Genomic DNA, 12,761 nt, shown 5'->3' on the forward strand with positions numbered 1-12,761 from the left:
TTTCAAAAGCGGCTGCTTCGCAATTCTCTCTATTATTTAGTAATATAAAGTAGCACTCGCGTTTAAAATGATGATTTTATATACAGCTTATATTGAGGAGTTTTTTTGAAAGGGGGAGTACACGTGGAGGTTGTCAGTCAAAAAGAAGTCCAGAAAGCGATTGATCACTTTGCCAACAAACCAGTGTTTGTCCATATGGAGACGACAAACGGAGCATACGCTTCCCATGTTGACCAATCGTTTTTCTCGGCGGGAGCATATATCCGCAATGCGAAAATTCAGTATGAACACGGGAGGATTACTGGACCCGGGCCATTCCGTGTCGGCTTGAAGCTTGAGTACGGCTGGGTATATGCAGAAGGAATTACCCACTATGAATTCGATGGCGCAGACCGTTTGTTAATGGCCGGTCATGATGCGAACGGGAAGCTGGCTGTTGCCCTGCAAATTAGCCAGTCCCCTTTTGAATAGAGCGATTACCGCCCAGAAAGGAATGTATCTAATGGAAAAAGAAAGACACGTACTTGTCGTATTCCCACACCCGGACGATGAAGCATTTGGTGTGTCCGGAACGATTGCCACCCATGTACGACAAGGTTCCCCGGTAACTTATGCATGTCTGACGCTCGGCGAAATGGGGCGGAATATGGGGAACCCCCCATTTGCAACGCGGGAAACACTTCCGTTGATTCGTAAGCAAGAGCTTCAAAATGCGGCGAAAGTCCTTGGGATTGCAGATTTGAGAATGATGGGTCTGCGCGATAAAACGGTTGAATTTGAGGATGAAACAAAGCTGACAGACATGATTACATCTCTGGTTGATGAATTAAATCCATCGCTAGTGATCACGTTTTACCCAGGCTATTCGGTACATCCGGATCATGACGCGTCCGGGGCAGCAGTCGTTCGTGCCCTCGAAAAAATACCTGCGGCCAGCCGCCCGAAGCTTCACTGTGTAGCTTTCTCAAACAATTGTGTTGAAGAACTCGGCCAGGCTGACATCATCAACGATGTAAGCGAAGTCGCCGATATCAAAATCGAGACGATAAAAGCACATCGGTCCCAAACGCAACTGATGGCTGCAGAAATGGAAGAAAAGCTAAAGCATAACGATCCGCAAGCGTTGGCATGGATTAATAACGAGCGGTTTTGGATTTACAAGTTTAAATAGTCAAATTTAAAAAAGAGCCGGCCGGCTCTTTTTTAATTTGTTTTATTTTCTTCCAATATATCTTTTAAATACTGAAGCTGGTTGCCGTCTTCACGTTTAATCATTTTGACTAGCAGCGGTTTCGTCAGCTTCATAATGAAGCCGCTCGTCTCAATAGTTGCGGCGAATTCTATCCGGGTCGCTTCGTCCACTTCTTGAAAGTTATAATCGAAGACGACGCCGAGCCCGTTTGTCTCGCTTTTGACCGTATATGACCGGTTCTCGTTAAATTCGGTGAAAACAACCTCCGCCACCGTCTGCCGCCCGCTGATATATCTTGTCTCCAAATACTTGGTGCCGGCGCTTATCGGCCCATCGGTTATTTTTTCCGACTTTATGAGGTTCGGCATAAAGTCCGGGGAGTTTTCCAGATTGACCATAAAAGCAAATACTTCGTTTAAAGGCTTGTCGATCGTAATACTTGTTTGGAAATCAGCCATTTGGACAATTTCTCCTTTATTGCTGTCAACGCGCTGAATGAGCACTGTCAGTTATCTGCTCATATTATACCCGATTGTGACATACCGGCACAGTTGTGCAAACTTTTTGCTAAAAAAATAAAAGTCCTGACAAGAGTTCCGTGTCAGGTTGATTGGCGGCGAAAAATAGAACGGTATATTCAAAGATTAATATTAAGCTGCACCAAAGTATATACTGCTATAACCGCGAATGAAACAATGAGCAAAACCGGCACCAGTCAATGATAACGATTTCTTTACTGCGCACATCGATAATGCCATCCTTTCTAAGCTTGGAGAAAACGCGGCTGACACTTTCCCGCGATGTTCCTACGAGAGAAGCAAACTCCTGGACAGTAATAGGCAGTTCTATATGAATGCGATTACAGCGGGTTGCACCAAATTTTGCGGCAAGCCTTTCGAGCGTTTTTAACGTTTTTGTATAAACATCCAACAGAGCAAGGTCCCTCATAATCGAAGTCATTTCGCGAAGCTCCGCGCTCATATAGCGGATAATTTCAATAGAAAGCTCCGGGGACATCATCAGCTCATATTCTAAATCAACCGTATTTAAGAAAAAGATTTCACCGTCCTTGACCATTTTCGCTGTGGCCGGGTAATGACTCCCTGCCTGGTTGAATAGACAAGCTTCGGCAAAAATATCCCCTTTCTTTTTCATACAGACGATGATCTCGTTGCCTTCTTCGTCCTGCTTCGTTAATTTTACGATTCCGGAATGAACAAAAAACACCCCTTGTGCTTCATCATACTCGGAAATAATTTGCTCGCCTTTTTTATAGCTTTTCTTGATAATCTGCTTATCTATCACTTGGATTGATTGTCTCGGAAAATTTTTAAACACTTCTATTTTCCTCAAAAAATCTTCAATATCAGTTGGCCGGACTGCATGGCTGGACTGTATTCTTTCTTTATAATTGGTCATTCTGTCTACCCCCTTCGACCAATTTCCTTATCCTTTTCATTCTAGCCAAGTCTGGATGTTTAGAAAGTGAGATTTGTCACGATCAGTGTCCATGGAGCGTGTCAGCTTGATCGCTTTGTACGTCACAGAAGTTTCACAATCGGCCCTGCAAACTGTGCTTTCTATCACTTTGCCCACGAAGGTAACGAGATAGGATAAAACTGTAGAAACATAAAGGGGGGAAAGCAATGCAAAAAGCGGCAGCCAGTTTCGTTATATTTGCATTATTGGGGCTTGGACTCGGTTATTTAGTGTTTGATGTGTTTTCCGGAAAAACGACGGATACGCCTGAATCGACAGCCCCGACCGAGCAGCAGGAAGAGGCATCGAGTAAAGGCGATAATGCCGCGAACAGCAATCCGGACAGCGAGGGTAACAAGGAGGAGGAAACCGTTGCAGCAGAAGGTAATATCCTTCAAACAAAAGGCTGTCTTGGATGCCACTCCGCAGCTTCTCTCGATCTTAAAGGCGGAGCAACAGGCCCTGATTTATCCCAGGCTTTCAGTAATGTTGAAGGAAAGCATGGAAAACCGCTCCAAGAGTTTTTAAAAGAGCCAACGTCGGCTGTTATGTCGGGTGTCATTAGTGGCAACCCATTAACAGACGAAGAAATCAGCCAGATTGCAGAATTATTGAAACAAGCTTCAGAAAAATAAGATGAAGGTGGTGCAGCCTGAATGAAAAAGTGGATTCCTGCCGTTACGGGGCTAATAGCTGGTTTTATGGCGGCGATGGTATTCTTTGCTGATTTTTCACCCGGACCGCGCAGCGAAGCAACAAATGACAGCAATAATAATAGCAATGCTGAAAAGGTGTATGTACCTTTTGGCGAAAAAGATGAGTATTATTTGTTTGCCTCCGGCGGCCATTCCGGTCAAATGTTTATTTACGGGGTGCCTTCGATGCGCCATATTCGGACGATTCCGGTATTCTCCAAAGATTCAGCAACCGGTTATGGCTGGGATACTCATACGAAAGAAATGCTCGGCGATTACACATGGGGCGACCTCCATCACCCGGCTTTTTCCGAAACGAAGGGTGAATATGACGGAAAATATATGTTTGCCACAGATGTAGGCAACAGCCGTGCAGCCGCGATGAATTTGGAAACGTTTACAACAAAAGATATTATCGATGTTCCAAATACCAGCGGCCCTCACTGTGCAGCATTTGTAACTGAAAACACCGAGTACATGTTCCTGCCGACCCGTTTTGCCGTACCGATTGGCAGAGAGTACGCACCTCTTGATGAATACAGCGAGAAGTACCGCGGTGTTATGTCAGCAGTCACATTTGACCAGAGCAGTGAAAAGTTGAACATTGCTTATCAGGTGGCTCTGCCGCCTTGGTCTTATGATCTATCGGATGCCGGGAAAAAGGGATCGGCTGATTGGGCTGTCTTGACGACTTACAATACCGAAGAAGCGACAACAAACCTTGAAATCAACGCCTCCCAGGCGGATCGCGATTATATCGTTCTGTTTAACTGGAAAGAGCTTGAACAGAAGGTCAAGGACGGACAGTACGACGAAGTAACCGGACAAAAAATGATTTTCCCGGAAAAGCATAAAGGCGGAATTTATTTAGTCCCGGTAGCGAAATCGCCTCACGGAGTCGATGTTACGCCCGACGGTAAATACTTTATTGCGTCAGGCAAACTCGCGCCTGCGATGACTGTTTTTTCCTTTGAAAAAGCGTTCGCAGCGATTGAAAAGGGTGATTTTGCCGAGGAACGCAATGGTATTCCGGTCCTGAAATATGAATCTGTCATGGAAAGAGAAGTCAACCCGGAAAATGCGCTTGGGCCGCTCCACACCCAGTTTGATGATAAAGGATTGGCCTATACAACGATGTTCATCTCCTCTGAAATCGTCAAATGGGATCCGGCTACAGGAGAGACATTAGACCGCGTCCCTGTCCAATATTCACCCGGGCATGCTGCCGCAGCCGAAGGCGATTCTGTTTCTCCTGATGGAAAATATATTGTCGCATTAAATAAAATTGCCAAGGACAGCTATCTCTCCGTCGGTCCTTCCCATCCTGAATCAATGCAGCTGATTGATTTACGCGGCAAGAAGATGGAGGTCATTCAATCGGCTCCAGTAAACCCTGAGCCGCACTATGCACAGATGATCAAAGCCGACAAAATTAAAACGATCTCCGTTTATCCAAAGGATGAGAAAAATAAAGATGCCGTTTATAAACAGGAGGATACGAAAATTGTCCGAAACGGCAATGAAGTACACGTTTATGGAATTGCGATGCGTTCCAAATTTATCTTTGATGCAAAAGCAGAGCGCCCTGATGAAATCGCGGTTAACGAAGGGGATAAAGTGTTTATCCACTTAACCAACATCGATTTCGATCAGGATATCACTCACGGTTTCGCGATTAACGGCTATGACCTGAATATTGAAGTGCAGCCTGGACAGACCAATACAATCGAATTTACGGCCAATAAAGCCGGAACATTCCCGCTCTATTGTACGAATTTCTGCTCGGCCCTGCATCAGGAAATGACCGGTTACTTTCTTGTAAAACCGAAGAACTAAACCAGGAAAAGGGTATCTAATGACACTTGGATACCCTTATCCCGTTTTCAGAAAGGTGTGATTACCCTGAAACAACAGCGATTATCCGGAATCTCATCACTGTTTGTTGTGTGTGCGGCAATACTGGTCGCTGCTTCAATTTTCTTTCCGTGGTGGAGAATGGAGTTCTTTGCTCCGCAATATCCGGAAGGATTGAATATCATCGTCTATCCAAATAAACTGGATGGACAAATTGACATTGTCAACGGACTCAATCATTACATCGGAATGGCCGAATTCAGTGAAGAAAACTTTCCTGAGTTAAGCTATTTAGCTTATATAATCGGCGGCCTGGCGCTTTTAACGCTGGCAACAGCATTGCTGCGCAGAAAATCAATCCTCTATGGGCTGATCGCCGTCTTCATGGTGGGCGGATTGCTTGGTGTTTACGATTTATACCGCTGGCTTAACAATTTTGGTACGAACTTAAGCCCGACGGCTCCGATTAAAGTAGATCCTTTTGTCCCGCCTATGTTAGGAGAAAACCAGATTGCCAACTTTATTACAACGAGCTATCTAGGGATAGGATCATACCTGATCATGGCGGCGTTTATTCTGATTGTGATTCCTTTATGGAAGGATCGCCGAAGATGAGAAAGCTGATCGCCTTTTTCTTTATGACCGCCATTGTCCTATTCGGATGGCCTGATGATCGGGCTGCAGCCGCAGAAGATCTACAGGCGCTGATTGATTCAGCTGAAGAAGGCGCCGTCCTTCAGCTGGAAAATAAAACTTACCAAGGCAATATCGCAATTTCCAAGGCGCTGACGCTGATCGGTTCGACTCGAACGAGCATTAAAGGGGACGGCACAGGAAATGTTGTTTCAATTCATGCCTCTGGAGTTGAATTACACGATCTTACTGTTAGTGGAAGCAGCATGAATCGAAACTCAGCCGAGGAATATGCTGCCGTTAAAATCTATTCAGATCACAATGTATTGGACAATTTAACGGTTAAAAATTCGTATCACGGCGTTTATTTAAGCAAAGCAGATCATAATACGATCAAAAACTCCGTCATTTCCGGCAGCGGAAACGGGGAAATTGCCGGACAGGGCAATGGCCTCCATGTTTATTACTCAAATAACAATATATTTGAAAACAACCGGATCTCAGGCTCAAGGGACGGAATGTTTTTTGACTATGCAAACAATAACCGAACCATTAACAATCATATTAGTGAAACACGATACGGGCTCCACTATATGTACTCTGATGATAATATTTTTAAAGGCAACATCTTTACCCTAAATAGCGGCGGTGCCGCGGTGATGAATTCCAACCGCCTGACACTGACCAACAACGAATTTATTTTCAACTATGGCCACCGGTCCTTCGGTTTGCTGATTTTATCAGCTAACGACAATGAAATTGAGAATAACACTTTCTATCTGAATCAAAGAGGGTTATATATAGATCAATCGTCACGAAACATGATTACCAATAACCGCATCATCCAAAATCAAATTGGTATTGAACTGTGGGCCAGCTCAAGCGAACAGGTTTTTTCAAAGAATCAAATTCACGGTAATTCCATCCCTGCGCTCACCCTGGGCGGGAGCGCCGATAATTCATGGAATGCCGATGGAACAGGAAACGATTGGGGACCGCAGTTTCCGTTAGCTGACTTGGACCAAAACGGGATTGGCGATCAGCCGGTTTCCTATTATTCTTCACTTTATGAACAAATCGAAGATCAAGAATTAACCTATTTATTTTTAAAAAGCCCGGCAATAAAGCTGTTCGACAGAATCAACGGCCTTTTACAAAAAAATGACAAAATGTTTGAAGACCACTATCCGCTTGTGCAAACCACAAACAAAGAGTTTCAAAAGGGTTGGCTTATTTTCGCCGCAGTGATTGCTCTGCTGATTTTAATAAGAGGGAGAAATCGACTATGTATTACATTTGGAAGGAATGGAAGGAAAGCTTAAGAGGAAAAGGATTCTGGCTGGCTGGTATCATCATTGTTCTGCTTTCGGCCGCCTTGCTGATCCAGTCTTCTGTTCTTTCATTCGACCAGGGTTTTTACGTCCTCCTGATCAACCTGTTTGATGCACTTATTTATGTAATTCCCGTACTCTGCCTGTTTTTCAGTGCCTTTTCTGTTTATCAGGAAAAAGAACAAAAAACAATGATCATGCTGCTCTCCAAACAGGAAAGCTATTTCACGTTTCTCGTTAAAAAGAGCGTGGCCATTCAAGTTGTATTAACCGGCTTGATATTGATATGGTTATTTGTCTATTTACTGCCGCTGAAAATTTATTTTCAACCCGATTTCAGCGCCTATTTAACCTTTATCATTGCTGTTCTCAGCTTAATGATCGTATTCACACAAATTGGCGCCTTTGTTGGCAGCATTGGCAGGTCGAAAATCCAAATTGTTGGCTTTACCGTTCTTATTTGGTTTTATTTTTTCTTCTTACACGATATCGTCCTGCTCTCGCTGCTCCCTGACGTATCCTATGAAAATATCAAACTCTTTTCGGCCGCCTTTTTTCTAAACCCGATTCAAGCTGTGCGCGTTTACCTTGAGTCAGGGCTTGGCGTCTACTCATCCGGGCATATGTCCAAACTGTTTGAATCGTTTCTATGGACGAAACCCGCAATCTTTTTAACAGCAAATCTGGTGATCTGGCTGACAATTTCTATGACAGCCTCCGTTACGATGCACCGCAAGGAGGGATATGAATGATTGAAGTAACCGGATTAACCCAGGGATTTGGCAAAAAAATCGTCCTTGCCGATATCGACCTGCGGATTGAAAAGAGTGAGATTTGTGCGCTTGTCGGAAGAAATGGAGCCGGGAAATCAACATTTATCAATAGCCTGCTCGGCCTCCTCCCTGTTAAACAGGGAACGGTGAAAATTAACGATATAACCCGGACGGGAAAGAAGCGGACATTCCAAAACGAAATTGCCTTTCTTCCCGAAAAATTTATGCTCTATCCTGCTTTAACAGGCATGGAAAATATGTTGTTTTTCGCCGGGACGGCAAGCGGAAAGCCTGATGTGGCGGAAATTGAAATTTCGCTAAAAGCAGTGAACCTTTGGGACGACCGCGATACTAAGGTAAAGCAGTATTCAAAAGGAATGCTGCAGCGGCTCGGCCTTGCGATTACACTTTATCAGGATGCAGATATTCTTATTCTTGATGAACCAACGAGCGGGATAGATCCGATGGGACGACAAGAAATTCTCGAGGTGCTGAAATCCCTGTCCGGGAAAACGATCCTCCTTTCATCCCATCACCTCGATGAGATTAGGCAGGTATGTACGCATGTCGCATTCTTGGAAAACAGCATCATTAAAAAGTATACGGTAACTGAATTTATGAAGGCACAACGATTGGGGGATTACGATAATGAAAAAGTTGTTTAGCGGATTGATCATCTTCCTCTTGATCCTGTTATCCGGCTGCAGTGAAAGTAATGATTGGGAGGTGAATTTTACAAAGCCGCTCTATTTTTCAAAAGAAAAAGCGGTCCCGTTTGAGATCAAGGTAACCGATGGAGATAAAGCAGTCGAAGGATTGAAGGTCTCGGCCGCTCTTTCGATGGTTAATATGGATCACGGCAGCTTCGATATTGCCCTTGCCGAAAAGGAAGATGGCATTTATGCCGGCGAGGCGGAACTGCCAATGGAAGGCAAGTGGGAAATCGTATTTACGATGGAAAAGGACGGCAAAGAAACGGAGAAAGTCGTTCAATATGAAGTGAAGGGCGCCAAGGGAGTTGCCACCTTAAACGGTGAGTGGATCACCAATGATGACCTCGAGTTTTACCGTTTTATTAACAAGCTTCATATCGAAATCAGCCGCGAAGCTGATAATGAAAAATATAAAGGAAAAGCTTTGGAAGAGGCAATGGCCTATTGGGATGCCCAGGAAAAGTTGAATGAAGACCAAAACCAGCTGTTGACACAAATCATCCGCCTTCGTTCCATGGCGCTGCTTGCGCTTGAAAAGGGGCATGAAGCTGCCCCGGATGAAGTAAAGGCTGAGATTGACCAAGTCTGGGAGCAATATCAACAATCGGAAGCAGCACAAAAGTTAATCAATGACTTTGGCGAAGATAAATTTTGGGATACCGAGCGGACGCAATACGAACTGATCGTTCTCTCGCAAAAGGTTCAGCAGGATTTGATTGAAAGAGTAACGAAAGAAAACCCTAAAGCCAGCGAGCAAGAAATCCAATACCTTGCACAGAAACAATACGAAGAATTGCTTGTTTCACAGGTTAATTCGATGGAGATTGAGTTTTTATAACAAAAAAATGCCTTTGGGCATTTTTTTGTTTTTTAACGAGTGAGTGATTACTCACTTTACAAACAAGTCATTTCATTTTAAAATAAAAATGAGTGATTACTCACTTTCATAAAGGAGATGATCTTCGTATGGAAAAGAACATTATATCGATCCAGAATGTTTCCAAGTCTTTTGGAAATCAGCAAGTGCTCGCCGATATTAACCTGGATATCAAAATGGGTGAAATTTTTGGGTTTCTTGGTCCTTCTGGGGCAGGAAAGACAACACTCGTAAAGCAGTTAGTGGGTCTTGACACTCCAACAGAAGGAAGTAATTTTATTTTCAATCAAAAAATGCCGTCATTGTCCCTGATTGAAAGGATTGGGTATATGGCTCAGTCCGATGCGCTGTATGGTGAACTGTCAGCAAAGGAAAACCTCGAGTTTTTCGCTTCTCTTTATCGTTTAAAAGGCCGTGAGCGCCAACAAAGAATGAATGAAGTAATGGAAATCGTTCAGCTGTCAGAACACATGACAAAGCTCGTATCCAATTATTCCGGGGGGATGAAGCGCCGCTTGTCGCTCGCGATTGCATTGCTTCATGAACCCGAGCTGCTCATACTCGATGAACCGACTGTCGGCATTGACCCTGTATTAAGAAAAAACGTTTGGGAAAGCTTTTATGCGCTTAAAAGAAAAGGAACGACCATTATCGTCACGACCCATGTCATGGACGAAGCGGAAAAATGTGATCGACTCGGAATGATTCGCGAGGGACGGCTGATTGCGGTTGGATCTGCGGCAGAATTAAAAGCCAATACGGGGACTGCCACTATCGAAGAAGCATTTTTAAGCTATGGAGGTGCAAAATCGTGAGAATCGGTGCATTAGTGATAAGAATTTTGCGGCAATTTTTGCGTGATAAGCGGACGATGGCGTTGATGATTTTAGCCCCGATCTTAATATTATCAATGCTTCATCTTGTCTTTAATGGTGATGATTACACTCCGAAAATCGGGTTGGTTGGCTTTCCCGAACAAGTTATCAATCAAATGGACTTGGAAGATGCCAAAATATCAGAATATGAGTCTACTAAACAGGCAAAAACAGATTTATCGGAACAAGAAATAGATGGATATCTAAAACTCGATGGGCAAACACCTTCTGTCGTTGTTGAAGGAAGTGACCCGAGCGTAAATGGAGCTGTTATGAAGTGGATGAATAGGGCGCTTAAACCTCTCCAGCAAGATGGCGCACCTGAACCGGAGGTTGATTATTACCACGGCTCCAGTGAAATGGGACAGTTTGATTATTTTGGCCCCGTGCTGCTTGGTTTCTTCGCGTTTTTCTTTGTTTTTTTGATCGCCGGTGTTTCTTTTCTGCGCGAAAGAACAACCGGGACATTGGAGAGGCTTCTATCCAGTCCACTCCGACGCTGGGAAATTGTCGTTGGCTACGTCCTTGGCTTCGGGATCTTCACGATGCTGCAGGCGGGAATCATCGCCTGGTATGCGATTTATGTCTTAAATATGATGATGGAAGGATCCTTCTTATACGTGCTATTGATTACCCTTATTTTATCTTTATCAGCACTTACACTCGGAATTTTATTATCGGCCTTTGCAAACAATGAGCTGCAAATGATTCAGTTTATTCCAATCGTCGTCGTTCCGCAAATTTTCTTTTCCGGTCTATTTAATTTAGAGACCATTTCTGATTGGTTAAGCTGGATTGGCCCTTTCACGCCCCTATTTTATGCAGCTGATGCTTTAAGGGACGTCATGGTGCGCGGGTATGGGCTCGGTGAGATTTATATAGATTTACTAGTGCTGGCCGGATTCTCTATCCTATTTATGTTCTTGAACATCATTACATTGAAAAGATACCGTAAAATATAAAATCAACTCTGATTCACTTTTAAAATGAATTCCTTTACAATGTTGTTTAATGGACAAATAACGGATGAGGGAGCAAAAAATGTCGGACCAGGATTCTATCATTGAAGAATTTTTTGAAGAGGAAAAGGATGGTTTAACGGACAAACAAAGAAAAATCATCGCCGCCGCGATTGAGTCTTTTTCAGAAAAAGGCTTTGCCGCCACTTCAACGAGCGAGATTGCCAAGAAAGCTGGTGTTGCGGAAGGAACGATTTTCCGTCATTATAAAACAAAAAAAGACTTGTTATTGTCAATTGTTGTTCCGATGATGGCCAAATTTATCGCTCCGTTTGTGATCAACGATTTAAATAAAGTTCTGAATACAAGATATGAGAACTACGAAGATTTTTTAAGGGCGATGATCGAAAACAGGGTAATATTTTTCAAAAATAATTTGCCGCTTTTCAAGATTCTCTTCCAGGAAATACCGTTCCATCCAGAATTAAAGAAACTTTTTAAAGAGCACTTAGCAGAAAAGGTTTACGAACGATTCACTGAGCTTATCCATTACTACCAGGCTAAGGGGCAAATCATCGATCTCCCTCCTTACAGTGTAGTCCGGCTTACAGCATCAACAATATTCGGTTATATAATCGGGCGCTACCTGCTGTTTCCTGAAGAGGACTGGGAAGATGATTTAGAGATTGAGCGGACCATCCAGTTTATTATGCATGGCTTATCACCTAGATAGTAAAGGCCCGGATCTGTGCGATCCGGGCCTTTTACTCCAGTTAAAGCATAAATTATTAAAACTTTATCTGTCCCTTGGTCCGCATTCTGACTGGCTTTCGCTTTTTTGGCCCTGCGCTGTCCGAACCTGACTCGCTTTCTGACTGGATTTCGCTTTTTTGGCCTTGCCCTGTCCGAACCAGACCCGCTTTGTGACTAGATCGAGCTTTTTTGGCCTTGCCCTGTCCGAACCAGACTCGCTTGTGACTAGATCGAGCTTTTTTGGCTTTCCCCTGTCCGAACCAGACCCGCTTTGTGACTGCGATTTCGCTTTTTTGGCCTTGCCCTGTCCGAACCAGACCCGCTTTCTGACTGGATTTCGCTTTTTTGGCCCTGCGCTGTCCGAACCAGACCCGCTTTCTGACTGGATTTCGCTTTTTTACCCCTGCTCTGTCCGAACCAGACTCGCTTTCTGACTGGATTTCGCTTTTTTGGCCCTGCTCTGTCCGAACCTGACTCGCTTTCTGACTGGATTTCGCTTTTTTGCCCCTGCTCTGTCCGAACCAGACTCGCTTTCTGACTGGATTTCGCTTTTTTGGCCCTGCTCTGTCCGAACCAGACCCGCTTTCTGACTGGATTTCGCTTTTTTGGCCTTGCCCTGTCCGAACC

Annotated in this window: 15 protein-coding genes; 12 read left to right on the forward strand and 3 right to left on the reverse strand. The window is 44.0% G+C overall.

Annotated features, from left to right (window positions below):
• Positions 1 to 123: 123 nt before the first annotated feature.
• On the forward strand, positions 124 to 471 hold the full coding sequence (locus CVD23_RS09210; RefSeq protein WP_101665824.1) for a YojF family protein: 348 nt from the start codon (positions 124 to 126) through the stop codon (positions 469 to 471).
• 31 nt (positions 472 to 502) lie between these two features.
• Positions 503 to 1,171: a bacillithiol biosynthesis deacetylase BshB2 gene (gene bshB2 / locus CVD23_RS09215; RefSeq protein WP_101665825.1), complete on the forward strand. Its 669-nt coding sequence runs from the start codon at positions 503 to 505 to the stop codon at positions 1,169 to 1,171.
• Positions 1,172 to 1,203: 32 nt separating this feature from the next.
• Here the strand turns inward: bshB2 and CVD23_RS09220 are convergent, their stop codons facing one another.
• Together CVD23_RS09220 and CVD23_RS09225 are read right to left on the reverse strand one after the other, a co-directional pair.
• A complete protein-coding gene (locus tag CVD23_RS09220) occupies positions 1,204 to 1,695 on the reverse strand; it encodes an SRPBCC family protein (protein ID WP_257988241.1) in 492 nt (163 codons plus the stop codon).
• 172 nt (positions 1,696 to 1,867) lie between these two features.
• The gene (locus CVD23_RS09225) at positions 1,868 to 2,611 is read right to left on the reverse strand and encodes a Crp/Fnr family transcriptional regulator (RefSeq protein ID WP_101665826.1); all 744 of its coding nucleotides are present in this window, start codon (positions 2,609 to 2,611) and stop codon (positions 1,868 to 1,870) included.
• A gap of 227 nt (positions 2,612 to 2,838) precedes the next feature.
• On the opposite strand from CVD23_RS09225, the gene CVD23_RS09230 reads away from it, so the two are divergent.
• The 10 genes from CVD23_RS09230 to CVD23_RS09275 all read left to right on the forward strand — a co-directional run bounded on the left by CVD23_RS09230 (position 2,839) and on the right by CVD23_RS09275 (position 12,114).
• Positions 2,839 to 3,306 carry a cytochrome C gene (locus tag CVD23_RS09230; RefSeq protein ID WP_101665827.1) on the forward strand — a complete coding sequence of 156 codons (468 nt, stop codon included), beginning with the start codon at positions 2,839 to 2,841 and terminating at the stop codon, positions 3,304 to 3,306.
• A gap of 21 nt (positions 3,307 to 3,327) precedes the next feature.
• Positions 3,328 to 5,202 carry a Sec-dependent nitrous-oxide reductase gene (gene nosZ, locus CVD23_RS09235; RefSeq protein WP_101665828.1) on the forward strand — a complete coding sequence of 625 codons (1,875 nt, stop codon included), beginning with the start codon at positions 3,328 to 3,330 and terminating at the stop codon, positions 5,200 to 5,202.
• 57 nt (positions 5,203 to 5,259) lie between these two features.
• On the forward strand, positions 5,260 to 5,835 hold the full coding sequence (locus tag CVD23_RS09240) for a hypothetical protein (RefSeq protein ID WP_308314931.1): 576 nt from the start codon (positions 5,260 to 5,262) through the stop codon (positions 5,833 to 5,835).
• The gene (nosD, locus tag CVD23_RS09245; protein ID WP_180955609.1) at positions 5,832 to 7,175 is read left to right on the forward strand and encodes a nitrous oxide reductase family maturation protein NosD; all 1,344 of its coding nucleotides are present in this window, start codon (positions 5,832 to 5,834) and stop codon (positions 7,173 to 7,175) included. The genes CVD23_RS09240 and nosD overlap by 4 nt, the downstream gene beginning before the upstream one ends.
• Positions 7,139 to 7,936: an ABC transporter permease gene (locus tag CVD23_RS09250; RefSeq protein WP_101578137.1), complete on the forward strand. Its 798-nt coding sequence runs from the start codon at positions 7,139 to 7,141 to the stop codon at positions 7,934 to 7,936. Before nosD ends, CVD23_RS09250 begins: the two co-directional genes overlap by 37 nt.
• Entirely contained in the window at positions 7,933 to 8,622 is a 690-nt protein-coding gene (locus tag CVD23_RS09255) for an ABC transporter ATP-binding protein (RefSeq protein WP_101578138.1), read from the forward strand. The genes CVD23_RS09250 and CVD23_RS09255 overlap by 4 nt, the downstream gene beginning before the upstream one ends.
• Positions 8,606 to 9,508: a FixH family protein gene (locus CVD23_RS09260; protein WP_101665830.1), complete on the forward strand. Its 903-nt coding sequence runs from the start codon at positions 8,606 to 8,608 to the stop codon at positions 9,506 to 9,508. The genes CVD23_RS09255 and CVD23_RS09260 overlap by 17 nt, the downstream gene beginning before the upstream one ends.
• A 128-nt stretch (positions 9,509 to 9,636) precedes the next feature.
• Positions 9,637 to 10,362 carry an ABC transporter ATP-binding protein gene (locus tag CVD23_RS09265; protein WP_101665831.1) on the forward strand — a complete coding sequence of 242 codons (726 nt, stop codon included), beginning with the start codon at positions 9,637 to 9,639 and terminating at the stop codon, positions 10,360 to 10,362.
• Positions 10,359 to 11,384 (forward strand): ABC transporter permease, encoded by a 1,026-nt coding sequence (locus CVD23_RS09270; protein ID WP_101578141.1) that lies wholly within the window; start codon positions 10,359 to 10,361, stop codon positions 11,382 to 11,384. The genes CVD23_RS09265 and CVD23_RS09270 overlap by 4 nt, the downstream gene beginning before the upstream one ends.
• 79 nt (positions 11,385 to 11,463) lie before the next feature.
• Entirely contained in the window at positions 11,464 to 12,114 is a 651-nt protein-coding gene (locus CVD23_RS09275; protein ID WP_101665832.1) for a TetR/AcrR family transcriptional regulator, read from the forward strand.
• A 55-nt stretch (positions 12,115 to 12,169) separates the two neighbouring features.
• On the opposite strand, the gene CVD23_RS21920 is transcribed toward CVD23_RS09275, so the two are convergent.
• Positions 12,170 to 12,761, reverse strand: a 592-nt coding sequence (locus CVD23_RS21920; protein ID WP_180955610.1) for a hypothetical protein, incomplete at its 5' end; no start/stop codon positions are given.

Origin of the sequence: Bacillus sp. V33-4 (assembly GCF_002860225.1) — a bacterium.
Lineage (GTDB): Bacteria > Bacillota > Bacilli > Bacillales > Cytobacillaceae > Bacillus_BJ > Bacillus_BJ canaveralius.

Coding starts and splice junctions, on each gene's coding strand:
- CVD23_RS09225 (WP_101665826.1), bottom strand. CDS start 2,611: ATGACCAATTATAAAGAAAGAATACAGTCCAGCCATGCAGTCCGGCCA.
- CVD23_RS09265 (WP_101665831.1), top strand. CDS start 9,637: ATGGAAAAGAACATTATATCGATCCAGAATGTTTCCAAGTCTTTTGGA.
- CVD23_RS09230 (WP_101665827.1), top strand. CDS start 2,839: ATGCAAAAAGCGGCAGCCAGTTTCGTTATATTTGCATTATTGGGGCTT.
- nosZ (WP_101665828.1), top strand. CDS start 3,328: ATGAAAAAGTGGATTCCTGCCGTTACGGGGCTAATAGCTGGTTTTATG.
- CVD23_RS09255 (WP_101578138.1), top strand. CDS start 7,933: ATGATTGAAGTAACCGGATTAACCCAGGGATTTGGCAAAAAAATCGTC.
- bshB2 (WP_101665825.1), top strand. CDS start 503: ATGGAAAAAGAAAGACACGTACTTGTCGTATTCCCACACCCGGACGAT.
- CVD23_RS09275 (WP_101665832.1), top strand. CDS start 11,464: ATGTCGGACCAGGATTCTATCATTGAAGAATTTTTTGAAGAGGAAAAG.
- CVD23_RS09250 (WP_101578137.1), top strand. CDS start 7,139: ATGTATTACATTTGGAAGGAATGGAAGGAAAGCTTAAGAGGAAAAGGA.
- nosD (WP_180955609.1), top strand. CDS start 5,832: ATGAGAAAGCTGATCGCCTTTTTCTTTATGACCGCCATTGTCCTATTC.
- CVD23_RS09260 (WP_101665830.1), top strand. CDS start 8,606: ATGAAAAAGTTGTTTAGCGGATTGATCATCTTCCTCTTGATCCTGTTA.